We start from the raw sequence: 19,420 nt of genomic DNA on the forward strand, positions 1-19,420 counted from the left end.
TGAAATCAAGTTTTTGCCAGAATGTGTTGCATTTCTTAGGCAAAAGGATGGCCAAGGCAGGCAGAAAGCACAGCCAGCACACCCAAGCCTACAATAAGCAGCACGCGGGAGCGAATGGAGTCGAACACAGAAGGCTGCGGGCGGATGGAGCGCCGGGCTTTCTGATAAGGGCCTGTGTACATCATGACAAACAATACAGCCATGATAATGCCCAAAAGCTGCATGAGGTTGGTTGTCCACGGTGCGTTGGCAAATCCACCTTCATGAATAATCAGCAGCCAGCCGGTAATCAGCGCCGTAGGGATAACGTGCGTTAAAACCTTAAAAAAGCGGGCCAGTGTCTGCAAATGCACAGAATTGCGTTGCGTTGCATCCAGCAGGCGTAGGCTGGGGCGCAAAATGATAACGGCGTAAGCACCACCACCGATCCACAGGATGATGCTGACAAGGTGGAGGGTGAGAACAAGGCTCCAGAGAATGGAATGGGGCATGCTGAACTCCGCTTGGCGTTAATGCAGGAAGAAGGCGCGGGGCGGGGAGAGGGTCATCGTCCAACGCTTGTCTGCTGCCTGATTGCCAAGGGGACGGACACTGCGCAAGGGGCTATATTTGCACAGATCATCGTCTACTCTGTGTGCGGAGGCTCGATATGGCAGCAATATATCCTTCTCTTCTGAGCGTTTATTCTCCTGACGAAATGGGGAAAATTGACCATATTTCGGCGCAAACAGTGCCCGTTTCCGTATTGATGGAAAATGCTGGCCGCGCCGTGGCCCGCGCTATTCTTCGGTATGAAAAGCCAGCTCGTGTGCTTGTGCTCTGTGGCCCCGGGAATAACGGAGGAGATGGCTACGTAGTGGCACGGCATCTTTATGATGCAGGTTGGCCTGTGGCCGTGGCGGAAATGGTGGCGCCCAAGCCCGGTGGCCCGGCCGCAGAATCCTCGGCCCGATTCCGTGGTGTCCGTGTACCGTTTTCTGCACAGGAATCTGCAAGGGCGGATTTGGTGGTGGATGCCGTATTTGGCGCAGGACTGAGCAGAGATGTTGCAGGTTTGCCTGTTGAAGTTCTGCAAGCTGCGCGGCGTGTTGTTGCCGTTGATATACCTTCCGGCGTGGATGGCGCGACGGGCTTGGTGCGCGGATATGCTCCGAAGGCTATCATGACGGTAACGTTCTGCCGGTTCAAGCCGGGGCATTTGCTGTATCCGGGACGGGAATATCTGGGGCGGTTGATTCTGGCGGATATCGGAATCCCACAAATTGCGCTCGATCAGGTGTCGCCAACAACATGGCAAAATGAACCCGGCTTGTGGCATTTGCCGATTCCTGGTCCTGAAAGTCATAAATATACGCGCGGCGTGGTGAGTATTTGTGCTGGCGAATCCATGCCGGGCGCAACGCGATTATGTGCTGGTGGTGCACGTGCTGCTGGCGCTGGTTTGGTGCGCGTAGCCGCTGGGGCAGGTGCAGCGGCGTATAAATTGGGTGCGCCCGGCCTTATTATAGATGACGCGCCGTTGCCGACATTATTGGAAGATAAACGTCGCCGTGTGTGGGTTTGTGGACCCGGCCTGACGGAAGCCGAGGTGCAGGCCACATTGCCTGTATTATTGGCTGCAGGAAAAAGCGTTTTGGCGGATGCTGGCGCTTTAAGTGCCTCTGCTGGTGACCCTGAAAAACTTAAAGGGGTTGCAGTTATAACACCGCATATTGGGGAATTTACCCGCGTATTCGGGCCAGTAGGCAGCAACCCGCCAGAGCATGTCCGGCAGGCTGCTCAGCAAATTGGCGCGGTGGTGGTTCTAAAAGGCGCTTCCACCATGATTGCAGCGCCAGATGGGCGGCTTGCCATCAATAATCATGCAACCCCTGCATTAGGTACGGCTGGCTCTGGCGATACACTTTCTGGTGTCATTTCAGCCCTTCTGGCGGCTGGCATGCCAGCGTGGGAGGCCGCATGTGCTGGCGTGTGGTTGCACGGAGAAGCCGGGCGGCAAGCTGGGCCGTGGCCTGTGGCCGAAGATTTGGACCTTCATTTGGGTGCTGCACGAGAAAAAGCAGCTCATATGCAGAAACAGAGGGTGAACTCGCACATCGGCATCTTGCCGTGGACGCATGTTTGAGTTAAGTCCACCCAACTCGTGACGGTGAGCACGTTAATGCGCGGGTGTGGTGGAATTGGTAGACACGCCAGATTTAGGTTCTGGTGACGCAAGTCGTGGGGGTTCAAGTCCCTCCACCCGTACCAATTATTTTACGATCATGCTCCCGTCCTGGTCCGCGACGGCCTTTGCGTAGCGGGTGTTTGAGTTTTGTACCGAAAGGAAGGCCTGACCGATGCAGGTTACCGAGACCCTTTCCGAAGGGCTGAAGCGTGGTTTTACCGTAACAGTTCCAGCGGCGGAAATTGCCAGCAAGCGTGATGCGCGGCTGAAGGAAGTTGCAGCAAACCTGAACCTGCCGGGCTTCCGTCCGGGTAAGGTGCCTGTTTCTCTGGCCAAGCAGCGTTACGGCGAAAGCGTGTGGGCAGAAGTTCTAGAACAGACGGTATCTGACGCTCTGCGTAACGTTTTTGATGAACGCGGTATCCGTCCTGCTGGTCAGCCTAAGGTGGATCTGGTTTCCGGTCAGACCGATGATGGAAAAGATCTGGAATTCACGGTTGAAGCAGAAATTCTGCCAGAAATTGCTGTGCCGGATCTGTCTGACCTTACGCTGACACGCCTGAAGGCAAATGTGAGCGATGAAGCCATCAACAAGGTGCTGGAAGATATCGCAAAACGCGGTCGCACCTTTGAAGTGGTGGAAGAAGTTCGCCCCGTTGCCAAGGGTGATGTGGTTGCTATCGACTTCGTTGGCAAGCGCGATGGTGTGCCCTTCGAAGGCGGTTCTGCTGAAGACGTGAACGTTGAAATCGGCGGCGAAGGCTTTATTCCCGGATTTGCTGAGCAGATCGAAGGCATGAAGCCGGGTGAAGAAAAAGTTATCACGGTAACTTTCCCCGAAGATTACGGCGCAACCGAGCTGGCAGGCAAGGAAGCAACCTTCGATATCAAAGCCAAGCAGATCAAGAAGCCAGTTGATGCGCCGATTGATGATGAGCTGGCCAAGAAGATGGGCTTTGAAAGCCTTGATCAGCTGAAAGACCTGATTCGCAAGCAGGTTGAAGGCGAATACGATCAGCTTTCCCGTCTGCGTATCAAGCGCGAACTGCTGGATGAACTGGCAAAGAAAACTGATTTCACTGCGCCAGAAGGCATGGTGGATGCAGAATTCAACCAGATCTGGGCGCGCGTTGAAGAAGACCGTAAGTCCGGTCAGCTTGATGACGAAGACAAGAACAAAGACGAAGAAACCCTTCGCGCTGACTACCGCAAGATTGCGGAACGTCGCGTAAAGCTGGGTCTGCTTCTGGCTGAAATTGGCCGTAAGAACAACATTACGGTAACGCCGGATGAACTGGGACGTGCGGTGCGGGCAGAAGCCATGCGCTACCCTGGGCAGGAAAAGCAGGTATTCGAATTCTTCCAGAAGAATCCGCAGGCAGCGGAATCTCTCCGGGGACCGATCTTTGAAAACAAGGTTGTCGATTACCTGATTGAACTGGCCAAAGTGACCGATAAAGAGGTCACACCAGAGGAACTTTCAGATATTCCACCAGCGAATATCTAATAAGAAAAAGGCCGTGTCCCCCCCCCTGAAAACAAGGTTGTCGATTACCTGATTGAACTGGCCAAAGTGACCGATAAAGAGGTCACACCAGAGGAACTTTCAGATATTCCACCAGCGAATATCTAATAAGAAAAAGGCCGTGTCCCGCCAGTGTGAACTGGCGGGACATTCTTTTTGGGCATGTTTTTCTTTTCCGGGGTGGCATCTTTCCACTTTATCTCTATCTTGAACCAGAGTGCCTGAGCTTTCTTGTGTTCGCGCAGGAAGGCAGGAAAGGCTAATTCAGTTTTTTATACGGGAATGAGTGGTATGAGGGATCGTGATCCCGTTGAGATTTTCAGCAATGCGCTGGTACCGATGGTGGTCGAACAGACCTCTCGCGGTGAGCGGGCGTTTGATATCTATTCCCGCCTGCTTCAAGAGCGGATCATCTTCCTGACTGGTCCCGTGTACGATCAGGTTGCTTCCTTGATTTCCGCGCAGCTTCTGTATCTGGAAAGCGTGAATCCTAACAAGGAAATCTCCTTTTACATCAACAGCCCGGGTGGTGTGGTTTCTGCCGGTTTGGCAATTTATGATACCATGCAGTACATCCGCAGCCCCGTAAGCACGGTGTGCATCGGGCAGGCAGCCTCTATGGGCTCCTTGCTGTTGGCTGGGGGAGAAAAGGGGCGTCGTTTCGCACTGCCTAATGCCCGCGTTATGGTGCATCAGCCTTCAGGCGGCGCGCAGGGGCAGGCAAGTGATATCGAAATTCAGGCGCGTGAAATTCTGATCATTCGTCAGAAGCTGAATGAAATCTACCGTGAACATACAGGTCGCACGCTGGAGGAAATTGAGCAGAAGCTGGAGCGTGATACTTACATGTCCGCTCAGGAAGCTCAGTCCTTCGGAATTGTGGATGAGGTGATCAGCCACCATAAAGCGACAGAAACAGGCAAGAAGGATAAAAGTCATCCTTAATCTGGCGTACAGTAATCTTCCTGTTACAATAGGGAAGACGCCTGCCGTAAGGCAGGCACACACGTTCTGGGACTCGGCTCTCGGTGCGATGGGGCCTGGGATGATCGAGGGAGTGGGCTGATGAATACGAAGTCCGGTGATTCCAAGAACACGCTTTACTGCTCGTTCTGTGGAAAGTCACAACATGAGGTTCGCAAGCTGATTGCCGGCCCCACGGTGTTCATTTGTGATGAGTGTGTTGAACTCTGCATGGATATCATCCGTGAAGAGAACAAGACTTCCCTTGTTAAATCGCGCGAGGGTGTGCCAACGCCGCGGGAAATCTGCAAGGTGCTGGATGATTATGTTATCGGGCAGGCTCAAGCCAAAAAGGTTTTGTCTGTTGCCGTGCATAACCATTACAAGCGCCTGACACAGGTTGCCAAAGCTGGTGATGTTGAGATTGCAAAATCCAATATTCTGCTTATTGGCCCCACAGGTTCTGGTAAAACCCTGCTGGCTCAGACACTGGCGCGTATTCTGGATGTGCCTTTTACAATGGCAGATGCCACAACCCTGACAGAAGCAGGGTATGTGGGGGAAGATGTTGAAAACATCATTCTCAAGCTGTTGCAGGCGTCTGATTACAATGTGGAACGCGCACAGCGTGGCATTGTGTATATTGATGAAATCGACAAGATTTCCAAAAAGTCAGACAATCCTTCCATTACGCGTGATGTAAGCGGTGAAGGTGTGCAGCAGGCGCTGTTGAAACTGATGGAAGGTACAGTGGCTTCTGTTCCTCCGCAGGGTGGGCGCAAGCATCCGCAGCAGGAATTCCTGCAGGTAGATACCACCAATATGCTGTTTATCTGCGGTGGTGCTTTTGCCGGGCTGGACAAGATTATTTCTGCCCGCGGTAAGGGAACCAACATTGGCTTTGGTGCCGATGTGCGTGCTCCGGATGAACGCAAGACAGGTGAAATCCTGCATGATGTGGAACCGGAAGACCTGATGAAGTTTGGTCTGATTCCAGAATTTATCGGGCGTTTGCCAGTTATCGCAACGCTTGGTGATCTGGATGAAGCGGCACTTATCAAGATCCTGACGGAACCCAAAAATGCGTTGGTTAAGCAGTATCAGCGTTTGTTCCAGATGGAAAATGTGCAGCTGAACTTCACGGATGATGCACTCAAGGCCATCGCAGATCGCGCTATTGTGCGAAAGACGGGTGCGCGTGGGCTACGTTCCATTCTGGAAAGTATCCTGATGTCGACCATGTTCGATCTGCCGGGCCTCGAAAATGTAGAGGAAGTGGTGGTTAACCGGGATGTTGCGGAAGGCAAGGCCAGTCCGGTCTATGTCTACGGGAAAAAGAAAGAGATCCCGGCAGAACAATCTGCTTAAGTTGGGAAATGTTCACAAAACAGCGCTGGCGGCACATGCTCCAGCGCTGTTTTTGTCACTGTCCCATTGTGTAACACGCTGTGAATAACGACATAAGGATAGACTAAAGAGCTTTCATCGCGTTGGCTCTTGTACGGAACAGGGTATGCCGCAAGGTGGGTGCCGTGTCCGGATCGTCCTTGTCAGGAGGTCATCATCATGGCTGATAACGAAAAACCAGTGAAACGCAGACGCCGGACTGCAACAAAAACCAAGCCGGAAGTGGTCGCAGAAGCCACGCCTCAAACCACACCAGTTGCAGAAGCTGCTGCAGAGCCAGAAGTTCAGGAAGCTAAAGCTCCGGCACATGTGGCTGTGCTGCCACTGCGCGATATTGTGGTGTTCCCGCATATGATCGTGCCTCTGTTTGTTGGGCGCGAAAAATCTGTAAAAGCTTTGGAAACGGTCACAAAAGATGACCGCCACATTCTGCTGGTCGCCCAAAAAGATGCGGCGCAGGATGATCCGTCTGCCGATGACATTTATCGGGTTGGCACGCTTTCAACCATTCTGCAGCTCCTGAAACTGCCAGACGGCACCGTAAAGGTGCTGGTGGAAGGGGTTAAGCGCGTACGCGTAAAAACCTTGCACGAGGTTGAAGGCCATTTCGAAGCCGATATTGAGGACATGCCAGAGCAGCCGGCTGAAGGGCCAGAAGCCGAGGCGCTTGGGCGTTCTATCGTGTCTCAGTTTGAGCAGTATATGAAGCTCAACAAGAAGATTGCGTCTGAGGTGCTGGTATCTCTGAACCAGATCAGTGATCTGGCAAAGCTGGCGGATACCGTAACCAGCCATCTCAACCTCAAGATTGCGGAAAAACAGGAAATTCTGGAAGCGCCAACAGTGATGGCGCAGCTGGAAAAGGTTTTCGCGCATATTGAGGCGGAAATTGATGTTCTTCAGGTCGAAAAGAAGATTCGCAACCGCGTTAAACGCCAGATGGAAAAAACGCAGCGCGAGTACTATCTGAACGAACAGCTCAAGGCGATTCAGAAGGAACTGGGTGAAGGCGAAGACGGCAAGGATGAAACATCCGAGCTGGAAGAACGCATTGCCAAAACCAAGCTTTCTAAGGAAGCACACGAAAAAGCTGTAGCGGAGCTGAAAAAGCTGCGCGGCATGAGCATGATGTCTGCCGAATCTACAGTTGTGCGGAATTATCTGGATTGGCTGCTGAGTATTCCGTGGAAAAAGCGGACCAAGGTCAAACATGATCTGACAGAAGCAGAAAAAATTCTGGATACAGATCACTATGGTCTGGAAAAGGTTAAAGAACGGATTCTGGAATATCTGGCTGTTCAAAGCAGGTCTCAGAAGCTGAAAGGCCCGATTCTGTGCCTGGTAGGTCCTCCGGGGGTTGGTAAAACATCTCTGGCACGTTCTATCGCTAAGGCTACAGGGCGGCACTATGTGCGTATGTCGCTGGGTGGCGTGCGTGATGAAGCTGAAATTCGTGGTCATCGGCGCACGTATATCGGCTCCATGCCCGGCAAGATCATTCAGGGGATGAAGAAGGCGAAAGTCTCGAATCCACTGTTCCTGCTGGATGAAATCGACAAGCTGGGGTCTGATTGGCGCGGAGATCCGGCATCTGCACTGCTGGAAGTGTTGGATCCGGAACAGAACAGTACATTCGCAGATCATTATCTGGAAGTGGATTACGATCTGTCTGATGTCATGTTCGTAACAACGGCCAATAGCCTGAACATGCCGCAGCCTCTGCTGGATCGTATGGAAATCATTCGTCTGTCCGGTTACACGGAAGATGAAAAGGTGGAAATTGCCAAACGCCATCTTATTTCCAAGCAGACGCAGACCCATAATCTCAAGCCGGGTGAATGGTCGATTACAGATGACGCTGTGCGGGATTTGATTCGCTATTACACGCGTGAGGCTGGTGTACGTAATCTGGAACGTGAACTTGCAGGGCTTGCCCGTAAGGCCGTGAAGGAAATCGTCACCGGCAAGGCCAAGAAAGTTTCTGTTACTCCCAAGAATCTGGACAAATACGCAGGTGTGCGTCGCTTCAGCTATGGGGAAACCGAAGCAGAAGACATGGTTGGTGTTGTAACCGGCCTAGCCTGGACCGAAGTGGGTGGGGAAATCCTGACCATTGAAAGTGTTATGGTGCCGGGCAAGGGCGGTATTGTTGAAACTGGTAAGCTGGGCGACGTGATGAAGGAGAGCATCTCTGCTGCATTCTCCTTTGTGCGGAGTCGGGCCACCAGCTTTGGCATTGTGCCCACCTTGTTTGATAAGCGCAGCTTCCATGTGCACGTGCCAGAAGGTGCGACTCCCAAAGATGGACCTTCCGCCGGTGTGGCGATGGTCACATCCTTGGTAAGCGTGCTGACAGGTATTCCAATCCGTCGGGATGTGGCCATGACGGGTGAAATCACCTTGCGTGGGCGTGTGCTGGCTATTGGCGGCTTGAAAGAAAAGCTGCTTGCAGCCCTGCGTGCGGGCATTCGTACTGTGTTCATTCCCAAGGAAAATGAGAAGGACCTTACGGAAATCCCTGACAACGTGAAGAAGAAACTGGAAATCGTTCCTGTCTCTCATGTGGATGAAGTTCTGGCGCGTGCATTGGTGCGTCAGCCCCAGCCAATTGAGTGGGAAGATGTGCCAGATCCACTGCCAGCGGCTGGTGGAGAATCCGCTCTTCCGGTGTTGCCACACTGAATAGAAGGGATAAGAGCCCACGAAGTTGCGTTTGCTTGGTTGACGTGGCGGAAAACGGCTTCATAGTGCGTTCAGGTAGCGGACAGGCGGACGAAATAGGCCGCCCGCCGTTCCGAACAGATATAAGAAATAGAAAGGCGTAAGGATGGAGAAGCCGCTCAACAAGCAGGAACTCGTTTCAGCAGTGGCTGAAGCTGTTGACCTGCCCAAGGCAAAAGCCGGTGAAGTGGTCGATGCCGTATTCGGTGCGATCGAAAAGGCCCTGTCCACAAAGCAGGAAGTACGTCTGGTTGGTTTTGGCACATTCGTGACCGCAACCCGCAAGGCAGCTAAAGGCCGCAACCCACGTACGGGTGAAGAAATCGATATCCCTGCTTCCACCTCTGTCCGCTTCAAGCCGGGCAAGGCGCTGAAGGATGCCGTCAGCGGTTAATTCCGTCAGAAAATTTTTTTCTGAAAAAGGCCGACAATCTCAAAAAAGGGGGTTGTCGGCCTTTTCTGTTTATGGCACATAAGGGGCGGGCAATTAGCTCAGCGGTAGAGCGTCTCGTTTACACCGAGATGGTCGGCGGTTCGATCCCGTCATTGCCCACCATTTTCCCCAAATGGTAACCCACACGCACAATGGACTTAGTTCCATTGCTGCCTGTGTGTGGTTTTCGCCAGAGCATTATCTGGCCTCTCAATTTATCTCTTAAAATTCGGTCTTCACAAGAAAGTGCCCCATGCCCAATACGTTCGTGCATATCTGTGCGCAGGATGTTGGGGTTAAGATTGCTGCTTGAAACGTGTGAAGGGGTTGTCGGCCTTTTCTATTTATGGCACATAGGGCGCGGGCAATTAGCTCAGCGGTAGAGCGTCTCGTTTACACCGAGATGGTCGGCGGTTCGATCCCGTCATTGCCCACCATTTTCCCCAAATGGTAACCCACACGCACAATGGACTTAGTTCCATTGCTGCCTGTGTGTGGTTTTCGCCAGAGCATTATCTGGCCTCTCAATTTATCTCTTAAAATTCGGCCTTCACAAGAAAGTGCCCCATACCCAACGCGTTCGTGCATATCCGTGCGCAGGATGTTGGGGCTAGGGTTGCTGCATGAAACAAAAGCCACTGCGGCTTGAAACATGTGCAGGAACCACACCATGCAGTCTGTTCTTGGTGATTATGCGCCAGTTCTCGTGTTTGGGGGTATGTCGGTTATTATTGCCGCCGCCATGCTGGGTATGGCGCTACTAAGCGGCCACCAGAAACCGTATTCCGAAAAACTCACAGCTTATGAATGCGGTTTTGAAGCATTTGATGATGCGCGCCGTCGGTTTGATGTGCGCTTCTATCTGGTTGCCATCCTGTTCATCATTTTCGATCTGGAAGTTGCGTTCTTGTTTCCCTGGGCCATCAGCCTAGGGCGCATTGGGCTGTTTGGCTTCCTTTCCATGCTTGGGTTTCTGGCCGTGCTGGGCATTGGCTTTTTGTATGAATGGCGCAAGGGCGCGCTGGATTGGGATTGAGGTGAGGGAGATACAGCCATGACAACCAACCAGCAGGATGCGGTCTTATGGAACCGCGAAGCGCTTCCGCCCGGCCCAGAGCAAGATGCTGTTGTGCGGGGCATTACAGGGGTTCTGGCCGAGAAAGGCTTTGTTGTTGCCAATCTGGATAAGTTGGTGAACTGGGGGCGCACAGGCAGCTTGTGGCCTATGTCCTTTGGGCTGGCTTGCTGTGCGGTGGAAATGATCCACGCCTATATGCCGCGGTATGATCTGGACCGTATGGGTATTATCCCGCGTGGCTCTCCACGCCAGTCTGATGTCATGATTGTGGCTGGCACGCTTACTAACAAAATGGCGCCTGTGCTGCGCCGGTTGTACGAGCAAATGGCCGAGCCACGCTGGGTTATTTCCATGGGCTCCTGCGCCAACGGCGGTGGGTATTACCACTATTCGTATTCCGTTGTGCGTGGGTGTGATCGCATTGTGCCTGTAGATGTGTATGTGCCGGGCTGCCCGCCTACGGCAGAGGCTTTGATCTACGGCATCATGCTTCTTCAGAAAAAAATACGTCGGACAGGGACCATTCTCCGTGGCTGAACTTCCTGTAAATCCTCGACAAGGGCGTCTTGAAGGGCGGCTGTCTGCCATGGCCTTTACCTTTATGGCAACTGTGCCTGCAGTTTCTTATGCAGCAGTAGAAAAAGGTGAGTTGGTCGTTCGCATAGAGCGCGATCACTTATTGCATTTTTTCGAGTTACTGCGGGATCATCCATCATACCGCTTTGAGCAACTGATGGATTTGTGCGGGGTAGATTTTCCAGAACGACCGCAACGCTTCGAGGTTGTTTATAATCTGCTGTCCGTCACGCATAACCACCGTATTCGCGTGATCGTGCAGACAGATGAGGTAACCCCCGTACCTTCCGTGCACCATTTATGGCCCTGCGCCACATGGTGGGAGCGTGAATGTTACGATCTGTTTGGAGTGGTCTTTTCTGGCCAGCCAGATATGCGGCGTATCCTCACAGATAATGGGTTTGAAGGGCACCCGCTGCGCAAGGACTTCCCGTTAACGGGCTATGAACAGGTTCGTTACGATGTGGAGCGCAGGCAGGTTGTGAAAGAACCTGTTTCCTTGACACAGGATTTTCGAGATTTCGACTTCGTTTCCCCATGGGAAGGCATGCTGACTTTGCCGGGAGACGAAAAAGCGCATGAAGTCAGACAGGGCATGAAGAGGTCCGGCTGATGACTGAATTGAAAAATACCTTTATCGAAACAGCAGATACTGTGCTGCGGCAAGATGTTCCAGAAAGCCTTGTGCCTGAGAAGGTGGCAGAAGAAGAGCCCCGTAAGGTTGTGGAAATTGATTCTCACGCGCTAAATTTTGGACCCCAGCATCCATCTGCGCATGGTGTGTTGCGTTTGGTGCTGGAGATGGAAGGCGAGGTGGTGGCGCGTGCTGTGCCCCATATTGGTCTTTTGCATCGTGGCACAGAAAAACTGATAGAATACAAAACCTATCAGAAAGCTCTGCCGTATTTTGATCGGCTGGATTATGTTTCTCCGATGTGTGAGGAGCAGGCATTTGCTCTGGCAACGGAAAAACTTCTGGGTATTGATATTCCAGAACGCGCCAAGTGGCTGCGTGTTATGTTTGCAGAAATAACACGTGTTCTAAACCACATTCTCAATCTTACAGCGATGGGGCTGGATTGTGGAGCCGTTACGCCCGCTTTGTGGGGATATGAAGAGCGCGAAAAACTTTTGGAGTTTTACGAGGCAGCATCCGGAGCACGATTCCATGCCAATTATTTCCGACCGGGTGGTGTAGCGCGTGATGTGCCGGCTGGCTTGGAAGATAAAATAGGCGCATGGGCCAAAGAGTTTCCAAAATGGATTGATGAACTTGAAGGCTTGCTGACTGAAAACCGTATCTGGAAACAGCGCACGGTTGGTATTGGCGTTTTTACAACAGAACAAGCATTGGCATGGGGCTTTAGCGGGCCATGTTTGCGTGCCTCTGGTGTGCCGTGGGATCTGCGGCGTAATCAGCCTTATGACAATTATCACAAAGTTGAGTTCAATGTGCCGGTAGCGCGGCAGGGTGATTGTTATGATCGTTATTTGGTGCGCGTTGCGGAAATGCGTGAAAGCGTCAAGATTATTGAGCAATGCCTAAGCCAGATACGCCCTGGGGACGTAAAGGTGCAGGACCCTAAGTTTAGCCCACCACCACGCGCAGAAATGAAGCGTTCTATGGAAGCGCTCATTCATCACTTCAAGTTGTTCAGCGAAGGGTATCATGTACCCCCCGGCGCAACCTATACAGCGGTGGAAAGTCCTAAAGGAGAGTTTGGGGTGTATCTGGTTGCTGATGGAAGCAACCGGCCTTATCGCTGCAAAATTCGCCCAACAGGATTTGCTCATCTTCAGGCCATCGATGAATTGTCCCGCCGCGGGATGCTGGCAGACATGGTGGCCATTATTGGATCGCTTGATCTTGTGTTCGGGGAGGTTGACCGATGAACACCACCTGGGCCCCGGCAGAACAGCCGGAAAGTTTTGCTTTTGATGATGAATCTGAAGCAGAAATTGTAAATGTTCTTAAAAAATACCCAGAAGAACGTAAAGCCAGTGCGGTTATGCCGCTTTTGTATATTGCACAGCGCCAGATGGGCCGTGTTACTGGCAGTGCATGGATACCTCTTGTCGCAATGGATGACATTGCCCGCAGGTTAGAGATGGCACCAATACGCGTGTATGAGGTTGCCTCTTTTTACACCATGTTCAACACAAAGCCGATTGGGCGTTATCACCTTCAGGTTTGTACAACCACACCCTGCTGGTTGCGTGGTTCGGATGTGGTAACAGAGGCTTGCCGTAAGGCAACGGGTATTCATCATTTTGGTGAAACCAGCGCAGATGGCCTGTTTACTCTAACAGAAGTGGAGTGTCTGGGTGCATGCGCCAACGCACCAATTCTGCAAGTTGATGATGATTACTACGAAGATATGGATGGCCCACGCACAGAAGCATTGATTGCAGATTTGCGTGCAGGCCGGAAGCCAGAAGCCGGGCCAGCTATCAACCGTATGTGTTCAGCACCGGAAGGGGGCAGAAAAACCCTTTTGGAAACGTCTGTATCATCCCCGGATCAGAAGTAGGAGAAACGGCCATGCTTCAGGATAAAGACCGTATCTTCACCAATCTTTATGGACAGGATGATTGGCGTTTGCCCGCAGCCCGGAAACGGGGAGACTGGGAGAATACAGCAGCCATTATTGCAAAAGGGCGAGATGCAGTAGTGGCGGAAATGAAAGCTTCTGGCCTGCGTGGACGTGGAGGGGCGGGTTTTCCCACTGGGCTAAAGTGGTCATTCATGCCTAAAAAGTCTGATGGCCGCCCGCATTATCTCGTTATCAATGGGGATGAATCAGAACCCGGCACATGTAAGGACCGGGAAGTCATGAGGCATGAGCCACATAAGCTGATAGAGAGCGCAATGATTGCCTCTTTCGCTATGGGTGCGCATGCGTCCTATATTTACATTCGTGGCGAGTTTTGCAGAGAAGCCGAGCGCCTTCAGGCTGCTATAGACGAAGCTTATGAGGCGGGTCTGCTCGGTAAAAATGCTGCAGGTAGCGGATGGGATTTTGATTTCCGCATTCACCGTGGTGCTGGCGCATATATTTGCGGGGAAGAAACAGCTCTGCTGGAAAGTTTGGAAGGTAAAAAAGGCCAGCCCCGTATGAAGCCGCCATTTCCGGCAGGGGCAGGGTTATATGGTTGCCCAACCACAGTGAATAATGTGGAAAGCATAGCTGTTACATCCACCATCATGCGGCGTGGGGCTGCTTGGTTTTCTGGCTTGGGCCGGCCCAATAATGCAGGCACAAAACTTATGGCCATTTCCGGCCATGTGAATACACCTTGTGTTTTTGAAGAAGAACTGGGTGTTCCGCTTAAAGAGATTATTGAAAAACACGGCGGCGGTGTGCGCGGTGGGTGGGATAACCTGCTGGCCGTTATTCCTGGTGGTTGCTCTGTTCCCGTGTTGCCCAAATCCATCTGTGAAACTGTGTTGATGGATTACGATAGTTTGCGTGCAGAACGTTCCGGATTGGGTACTGCTTGCATGATCGTAATGGATAAATCCACGGATATTATTGAAGCCATCGCACGTTTTTCAAAGTTCTTTAAACACGAAAGCTGTGGCCAGTGCACGCCATGCCGGGAAGGCACCGGGTGGATGATGCGTATGATGAACCGCATGGTGCAGGGCACAGCCGAAATAGAAGAGATTGATCTGCTGGAGCAGGTCACCAAGCAGGTGGAAGGCCATACCATTTGTGCGCTGGGTGATGCCGCTGCATGGCCTATTCAGGGGCTTATCCGGCATTTCCGACCAGAAATGGAAGCGCGTATTCGGCAGTACAAGGCTGCGCATGGCGGCACGGGCTTGGTGCAGGTGCCTGCCGGCGGTGTGCCAGTGGCGGCGGAGTAAGAATAATGGTGAAGGTCATTGTTGACGGTACACCGGTAGATGTGCCCGCAGGTTTTAGCGCTTTGCAGGCCTGCGAGGCTGCCGGAAAGGAAATACCACGCTTTTGTTATCATGAACGGCTTTCCGTTGCGGGTAACTGCCGTATGTGTCTGGTAGAAGTGGCGCGTGCGCCCAAGCCTGTTGCATCCTGCGGTTTTCCTATTTCTGAAGGGATGCAGATTTTTACGGATACAGAGGTTGTGCGCCGTGCACGCCGTGCGGTTATGGAATTTCTGCTGATTAACCACCCGCTGGATTGCCCTATTTGTGATCAGGGCGGGGAGTGTGATCTGCAAGATCAGGCTTATGGGTATGGATCTGGTATTTCGCGCTATCATGAAGAAAAACGCGCTGTAACAGATAAAGATCTTGGGCCGTTGGTTAAAACGGCTATGACACGCTGTATCCAGTGCACACGTTGTGTTCGGTTTAGTACGGAAGTAGCTGGCACGCCTGAGCTAGGTATGGTTTCTCGCGGTGAAAATGCTGAAATCACCACATACGTGCAAAAGGCGCTGACATCAGAGCTTTCAGGAAATCTGATAGATGTTTGCCCTGTAGGTGCCCTTACAGCCAAGCCATCGGCTTTTCACGCCCGTTCATGGGAATACAAAAAAACAGACAGCATTGACGTGATGGATGCGCTGGGTACGAATATCCAGATTCAGGCGCGCGGTGGTGAAGTCATGCGCATTGTACCGCGCGTGAATGATGAAGTGAACGAAGAATGGCTTTCTGACAAAGGACGTTTTTCGGTTGATGGGCTCAAGCGTCGGCGGCTTGATCAGCCTTGGGTACGTGTGCACGGTAAGTTACATCCGGCCACATGGCAGGAGGCATTTGTTTCTTTGGCGCGCAGGCTGGAAGGCGTGCCTGGTGAAAAGATTGGTGCCATTGCGGGTGATTTATGTGATGTAGAAAGCCTCTGTGCTCTTAAGGATTTTTTGAATAGCCTTGGCTCATCAAACTTGGACTGCCGACAAGATGGCGCATGGTATGATTTGAGCGCACGCGCAAACTACCTGTTTAACAGCGATATTGCCGGAATAGATGAGGCAGATGCCTTGTTGTTAATAGGGGTAGAACCACGGCGTGAGGCCCCAGTTTTAAATGCCCGTATTCGTAAACGGTATCTGGATGCAGGGCGAGGCGGCTTTCCCATAGCCAGTATCGGCCAGTTTGTTTCTGATCCAACATATCAGGTTGAGATTTTGGCTGATGGTCCGACTGCGTTGGATGCTCTGTTAAAAGGGGAAAATGCTTTTGCAGAGGTTTTGCAAAAAGCATCACGCCCCATGATCATTCTTGGGCACGGGGCTTTAACCCGTCAGGATGCTCCAGCTATTTATGCTGCTTGTAAACAGTTGGCAGCAAAAACAGGTGTTGTTGTGGATGGGTGGAACGGGCTGAATGTTCTGCACACAGCGGCATCCCGCGTGGGGGCATTAGATATTGGGTTTGTGCCCGGCCCGCATGGATGCGCTACTGCCAGCATGCTGCGTGGTGGTGTAGAAGTTTTGTGGTTGATGGGCGCAGATGAACTTCCCATTGATCGTATCTCGCCAGAAACCTTTGTTGTGTATCAAGGGCATCATGGTGATGCAGCGGCCAAGCGGGCAGATATTATTCTGCCCGGAGCGGCTTATACGGAAAAATCCGGTACATACGTAAATACTGCAGGGCGTGTGCAACGTGCTTTTCGGGCTGTGTTTGCTCCGGGAGATGCGCGAGAAGATTGGCGTATTATCAGGGCTTTTTCAGAAGTGTGTGGGCATACATTGCCGTATAATACGGTGGAGGAATTGCGTGCACGTATGGCGGACGTAAACCCTGTGTTTGCACATGTTGGGCATGTCACAAAGCTTGCGGCTCCTCAGGCAATTGCTTCACAACAGGAAAAGGACGAGGACAAAAGCTTTATGTCCGCACCTTTCAGGTCTGTCATTCCTGATTATTACCAGACCAACGCTATCAGCCGTGCCAGCCCCACTATGGCGGAATGTTCAAAAGTTTATAGCGTGCCTCGCGCAATAGCAGCGGAGTAAGGCCAATGGGACAGTTCTTTTACCATACCCTTGCTGGCCAGATTATTCTGATGCTGCTGGAAACACTGGCTGTTCTGGTGCCGCTGCTTATTGCTGTTGCGTATCTTACGCTGATGGAACGCAAGGTAATGGCCGCCATGCAGCGCCGCCGTGGGCCAAATGTGAATGGCCCATTTGGCCTGCTTCAGGCTTTTGCTGATGCCATCAAGATGATTGTAAAGGAAACAATCATTCCAGCAGGAGCAAACCGTGCTTTGTTCTTGTTTGCACCGTTTCTTACCTTTTCGTTGGCCATGGTGGCATGGGCGGTTATTCCTACAGGTAACGGTTTGGCCGTTGCCAATATCAATGTGGGTATTCTCTACCTTCTGGCTATTTCCTCATTAGGTGTTTACGGCATTCTTATTGCTGGCTGGGCGTCTAATTCCAAATACGCTTTTCTTGGTGGATTACGCTCTGCCGCGCAGATGGTTTCTTACGAAGTTTCCATTGGCTTGGTGATTGTTTCCGTATTGCTGGCAGTGGGAAGTCTGAACTTGAACGATATTGTTCTGGCTCAGCGTCATGTCTGGTTCTGCTTGCCAATGTTCCCGATGTTTATTGTGTTTTTTATATCGGCATTGGCAGAAACAAACCGCGCACCGTTTGATCTTCCCGAAGGGGAAAGTGAACTGGTGGCTGGTTTTTTTGTCGAATATTCATCCCTAGCGTTTGGCCTGTTCTTTCTGGGCGAATACGCAAACATGATCCTTATGTCATCTATGGTCAGCATTCTGTTTCTGGGCGGCTGGCTGCCACCATTGGGTATTGCACCGCTTACATGGGTGCCGGGTCCTTTGTGGCTGATTTTCAAAATCCTTTTCTGTCTGTTCGTCTTTATCTGGGTGCGTGCCACGTTTCCACGGTATCGGTACGATCAGCTTATGCGGCTGGGCTGGAAAGTATTCCTGCCATTTTCCCTTTTGTGGATGATCGGAACGGCAGGTTTTCTTATGGCAACAGGCCTGCTGCCCCATATGGGAGGTGTGAACTGATGAGTGCTTTAGGTAACACGCTGCGCTCTTTCCTGCTGAAAGAGTTGGTGGGGGGCATGTCATCCACTTTCCGCATGATGTTTCGCCCAAAAGTGACATTAAACTACCCTTACGAAAAAGGGCCGCTATCCCCCAGGTTTAGGGGGGAACATGCATTACGCCGTTATCCTAATGGGGAAGAACGTTGTATTGCCTGCAAGCTTTGTGAAGCGACATGCCCGGCAGAGGCCATTACTATTGAGGCAGAAGAGCGGGATGATGGATCCCGCCGCACCACACGCTACGACATTGACATGACAAAGTGCATCTATTGCGGTCTGTGTGAAGAAGCCTGCCCGGTAGATGCCATTGTTGAAGGCCCGAACTACGAATTTGCCACCGAAACGCGCGAGGAGCTTATGTACGACAAAGATAAGCTTTTAGCGAATGGAGACAGGTGGGAAGCGCTGCTTGCGCGGCGTCTGGAATTAGATGCCCCGTATCGCTGAGCAGATGCAGGCCATGACATGGCAGGAGGTTGGCCAATGATGGCACAGCTTGTTTTCTACGTTTTTGCAACGGTGCTGCTGTTTTCGGCTGTAATGGTCATTAGCGCACGTAACCCGGTGCATTCCGTGCTTTTTCTTATCCTTGCATTTTTTAATGCAGCGGGTTTGTTTCTGGTGGCAGGGGCCGAATTTTTGGCCATGTTGCTTGTTATTGTTTACGTGGGGGCAGTGGCTGTTCTGTTCCTGTTTGTTGTGATGATGCTGGATATAGATTTCAGCAGCCTGCGCGAAGGTTTTCAGAAACACGCACCTTTAGGCGTATGTGTTGGGGGCGTTTTGTTTGCCGAGCTGCTTATGGCGTTCAGTAACTGGAAAATGGCGCCAGCCAATATTGTGGCACCTCTTAATCCTGTGCCTCAGCTTACCAATACGGAAGCTTTGGGAACTGTCATTTACACACATTACGTTTTTCTATTTCAGGCATGTGGGATTGTGCTGCTGGTTGCCATGATAGGCGCCATTGTGCTGACGTTGCGTGAACGCGCTACAGGCCGCCGCCAGAACATAGATAAGCAACACGCACGCACAGTTGAAGAAACGCTGGAGCTTGTGCAACTGCCACTTGGCGAAAACGTGTTTGAAAGCGGTGGTTTCCTTCGGCCCAAAGGCTCCTATTACGAAACAGCAGTTCCCGGTTCCTATGGTTCCGGAAATCAGGCTGTAGCGGAAACAGAGGAGAACAGGCCATGACACCCGCAATCGCTCCCATAGGTATTGGGCCTTATCTTTTTGTTAGCGCGGCACTGCTTGTTCTGGGTGTGTTTGGTATTTTTCTAAACCGCAAGAACGTCATCATCCTGCTGATGTCCATGGAGCTCATTCTGCTTTCGGCCAATCTCAATCTTGTTGCGTTTTCTTCCGCGCATGGAGATCTGTCCGGGCAGGTCATGGTTCTGTTTGTGCTTACAATTGCCGCAGCAGAAGCTGCTATCGGTCTGGCTATTGTTACGGTGTATTTCCGTAATCGTGGGTCCATCCAGGTCGAAGACGTGACGATGATGAAGGGATGATTG

The 19,420-nt window shown here is 51.8% G+C and carries 18 protein-coding genes and 3 tRNA genes; 20 read left to right on the forward strand and 1 reads right to left on the reverse strand.

The annotated features are described in order from the left end of the window. Nucleotides 1–35: 35 nt before the first annotated feature. A complete protein-coding gene (locus tag APA10_RS10635) occupies nt 36–491 on the reverse strand; it encodes a hypothetical protein (protein WP_003624106.1) in 456 nt (151 codons plus the stop codon). Nucleotides 492–649: 158 nt separating this feature from the next. Between APA10_RS10635 and APA10_RS10645 the strand changes: the two genes are divergently transcribed. From APA10_RS10645 to nuoK, 20 genes are all read left to right on the forward strand, one after another. Then, nucleotides 650–2,125 (forward strand): bifunctional ADP-dependent NAD(P)H-hydrate dehydratase/NAD(P)H-hydrate epimerase, encoded by a 1,476-nt coding sequence (locus tag APA10_RS10645; RefSeq protein WP_003629860.1) that lies wholly within the window; start codon nt 650–652, stop codon nt 2,123–2,125. A 40-nt stretch (nt 2,126–2,165) separates the two neighbouring features. Further along, nucleotides 2,166–2,250: transfer RNA gene (locus APA10_RS10650), tRNA-Leu, on the forward strand. Nucleotides 2,251–2,339: 89 nt separating this feature from the next. Continuing rightward, on the forward strand, nt 2,340–3,674 hold the full coding sequence (tig, locus tag APA10_RS10655; protein ID WP_003624109.1) for a trigger factor: 1,335 nt from the start codon (nt 2,340–2,342) through the stop codon (nt 3,672–3,674). A 300-nt stretch (nt 3,675–3,974) separates the two neighbouring features. After that, nucleotides 3,975–4,637, forward strand: a complete 663-nt coding sequence (locus APA10_RS10660; protein ID WP_014456951.1) for an ATP-dependent Clp protease proteolytic subunit — start codon at nt 3,975–3,977, stop codon at nt 4,635–4,637. A gap of 120 nt (nt 4,638–4,757) precedes the next feature. After that, entirely contained in the window at nt 4,758–6,023 is a 1,266-nt protein-coding gene (gene clpX, locus APA10_RS10665) for an ATP-dependent Clp protease ATP-binding subunit ClpX (protein ID WP_014456950.1), read from the forward strand. Nucleotides 6,024–6,221: 198 nt separating this feature from the next. Further along, nucleotides 6,222–8,744 carry an endopeptidase La gene (gene lon, locus APA10_RS10670; protein WP_003629859.1) on the forward strand — a complete coding sequence of 841 codons (2,523 nt, stop codon included), beginning with the start codon at nt 6,222–6,224 and terminating at the stop codon, nt 8,742–8,744. Nucleotides 8,745–8,889: 145 nt separating this feature from the next. Further along, a complete protein-coding gene (locus tag APA10_RS10675) occupies nt 8,890–9,177 on the forward strand; it encodes an HU family DNA-binding protein (RefSeq protein WP_003624117.1) in 288 nt (95 codons plus the stop codon). 87 nt (nt 9,178–9,264) lie between these two features. Beyond that, nucleotides 9,265–9,339 (forward strand) — tRNA-Val (locus APA10_RS10680). A 239-nt stretch (nt 9,340–9,578) separates the two neighbouring features. Further along, nucleotides 9,579–9,653 (forward strand) — tRNA-Val (locus APA10_RS10685). A gap of 233 nt (nt 9,654–9,886) precedes the next feature. Then, complete coding sequence (gene ndhC / locus APA10_RS10690; protein WP_003630526.1) at nt 9,887–10,252, forward strand: NADH-quinone oxidoreductase subunit A; 366 nt, start codon at nt 9,887–9,889, stop codon at nt 10,250–10,252. An 18-nt stretch (nt 10,253–10,270) separates the two neighbouring features. Beyond that, entirely contained in the window at nt 10,271–10,831 is a 561-nt protein-coding gene (locus APA10_RS10695) for a NuoB/complex I 20 kDa subunit family protein (RefSeq protein WP_003625270.1), read from the forward strand. Continuing rightward, nucleotides 10,824–11,483 (forward strand): NADH-quinone oxidoreductase subunit C, encoded by a 660-nt coding sequence (locus APA10_RS10700; RefSeq protein ID WP_014456948.1) that lies wholly within the window; start codon nt 10,824–10,826, stop codon nt 11,481–11,483. The genes APA10_RS10695 and APA10_RS10700 overlap by 8 nt, the downstream gene beginning before the upstream one ends. Next, nucleotides 11,483–12,763, forward strand: coding sequence for an NADH-quinone oxidoreductase subunit D (locus APA10_RS10705; RefSeq protein ID WP_003630524.1), 1,281 nt, complete (start codon nt 11,483–11,485; stop codon nt 12,761–12,763). The genes APA10_RS10700 and APA10_RS10705 overlap by 1 nt, the downstream gene beginning before the upstream one ends. Beyond that, a complete protein-coding gene (locus APA10_RS10710; RefSeq protein ID WP_003630523.1) occupies nt 12,760–13,401 on the forward strand; it encodes a complex I 24 kDa subunit family protein in 642 nt (213 codons plus the stop codon). Before APA10_RS10705 ends, APA10_RS10710 begins: the two co-directional genes overlap by 4 nt. Nucleotides 13,402–13,412: 11 nt before the next feature. Continuing rightward, the gene (gene nuoF / locus APA10_RS10715; RefSeq protein ID WP_003630522.1) at nt 13,413–14,741 is read left to right on the forward strand and encodes an NADH-quinone oxidoreductase subunit NuoF; all 1,329 of its coding nucleotides are present in this window, start codon (nt 13,413–13,415) and stop codon (nt 14,739–14,741) included. Nucleotides 14,742–14,746: 5 nt separating this feature from the next. Continuing rightward, nucleotides 14,747–16,825, forward strand: a complete 2,079-nt coding sequence (nuoG, locus tag APA10_RS10720) for an NADH-quinone oxidoreductase subunit NuoG (RefSeq protein ID WP_003630521.1) — start codon at nt 14,747–14,749, stop codon at nt 16,823–16,825. Between the two features lie 5 nt (nt 16,826–16,830). Beyond that, the gene (nuoH, locus tag APA10_RS10725) at nt 16,831–17,859 is read left to right on the forward strand and encodes an NADH-quinone oxidoreductase subunit NuoH (protein WP_003625280.1); all 1,029 of its coding nucleotides are present in this window, start codon (nt 16,831–16,833) and stop codon (nt 17,857–17,859) included. After that, complete coding sequence (gene nuoI, locus APA10_RS10730) at nt 17,859–18,347, forward strand: NADH-quinone oxidoreductase subunit NuoI (RefSeq protein ID WP_003625281.1); 489 nt, start codon at nt 17,859–17,861, stop codon at nt 18,345–18,347. Before nuoH ends, nuoI begins: the two co-directional genes overlap by 1 nt. 18 nt (nt 18,348–18,365) lie before the next feature. Beyond that, nucleotides 18,366–19,097: an NADH-quinone oxidoreductase subunit J gene (locus APA10_RS10735; RefSeq protein WP_080587154.1), complete on the forward strand. Its 732-nt coding sequence runs from the start codon at nt 18,366–18,368 to the stop codon at nt 19,095–19,097. After that, nucleotides 19,094–19,417 (forward strand): NADH-quinone oxidoreductase subunit NuoK, encoded by a 324-nt coding sequence (gene nuoK, locus APA10_RS10740; RefSeq protein WP_003625283.1) that lies wholly within the window; start codon nt 19,094–19,096, stop codon nt 19,415–19,417. The genes APA10_RS10735 and nuoK overlap by 4 nt, the downstream gene beginning before the upstream one ends. The last annotated feature ends 3 nt before the right edge of the window (nt 19,418–19,420 follow it).

This window comes from Acetobacter pasteurianus subsp. pasteurianus LMG 1262 = NBRC 106471 (assembly GCF_000285275.1).
Taxonomy (GTDB): Bacteria; Pseudomonadota; Alphaproteobacteria; order Acetobacterales; family Acetobacteraceae; genus Acetobacter; species Acetobacter pasteurianus.

What these genes read in the sequence shown, in the direction of transcription:
- APA10_RS10645 (WP_003629860.1), top strand. Translation starts at nt 650, where the DNA reads ATGGCAGCAATATATCCTTCTCTTCTGAGCGTTTATTCTCCTGACGAA.
- nuoF (WP_003630522.1), top strand. Translation starts at nt 13,413, where the DNA reads ATGCTTCAGGATAAAGACCGTATCTTCACCAATCTTTATGGACAGGAT.
- APA10_RS10635 (WP_003624106.1), bottom strand. Translation starts at nt 491, where the DNA reads ATGCCCCATTCCATTCTCTGGAGCCTTGTTCTCACCCTCCACCTTGTC.
- APA10_RS10735 (WP_080587154.1), top strand. Translation starts at nt 18,366, where the DNA reads ATGGCAGGAGGTTGGCCAATGATGGCACAGCTTGTTTTCTACGTTTTT.
- APA10_RS10705 (WP_003630524.1), top strand. Translation starts at nt 11,483, where the DNA reads ATGACTGAATTGAAAAATACCTTTATCGAAACAGCAGATACTGTGCTG.
- lon (WP_003629859.1), top strand. Translation starts at nt 6,222, where the DNA reads ATGGCTGATAACGAAAAACCAGTGAAACGCAGACGCCGGACTGCAACA.
- nuoH (WP_003625280.1), top strand. Translation starts at nt 16,831, where the DNA reads ATGGGACAGTTCTTTTACCATACCCTTGCTGGCCAGATTATTCTGATG.
- APA10_RS10710 (WP_003630523.1), top strand. Translation starts at nt 12,760, where the DNA reads ATGAACACCACCTGGGCCCCGGCAGAACAGCCGGAAAGTTTTGCTTTT.
- nuoI (WP_003625281.1), top strand. Translation starts at nt 17,859, where the DNA reads ATGAGTGCTTTAGGTAACACGCTGCGCTCTTTCCTGCTGAAAGAGTTG.
- APA10_RS10675 (WP_003624117.1), top strand. Translation starts at nt 8,890, where the DNA reads ATGGAGAAGCCGCTCAACAAGCAGGAACTCGTTTCAGCAGTGGCTGAA.
- APA10_RS10695 (WP_003625270.1), top strand. Translation starts at nt 10,271, where the DNA reads ATGACAACCAACCAGCAGGATGCGGTCTTATGGAACCGCGAAGCGCTT.
- clpX (WP_014456950.1), top strand. Translation starts at nt 4,758, where the DNA reads ATGAATACGAAGTCCGGTGATTCCAAGAACACGCTTTACTGCTCGTTC.
- nuoK (WP_003625283.1), top strand. Translation starts at nt 19,094, where the DNA reads ATGACACCCGCAATCGCTCCCATAGGTATTGGGCCTTATCTTTTTGTT.
- ndhC (WP_003630526.1), top strand. Translation starts at nt 9,887, where the DNA reads ATGCAGTCTGTTCTTGGTGATTATGCGCCAGTTCTCGTGTTTGGGGGT.
- nuoG (WP_003630521.1), top strand. Translation starts at nt 14,747, where the DNA reads ATGGTGAAGGTCATTGTTGACGGTACACCGGTAGATGTGCCCGCAGGT.
- APA10_RS10660 (WP_014456951.1), top strand. Translation starts at nt 3,975, where the DNA reads ATGAGTGGTATGAGGGATCGTGATCCCGTTGAGATTTTCAGCAATGCG.
- tig (WP_003624109.1), top strand. Translation starts at nt 2,340, where the DNA reads ATGCAGGTTACCGAGACCCTTTCCGAAGGGCTGAAGCGTGGTTTTACC.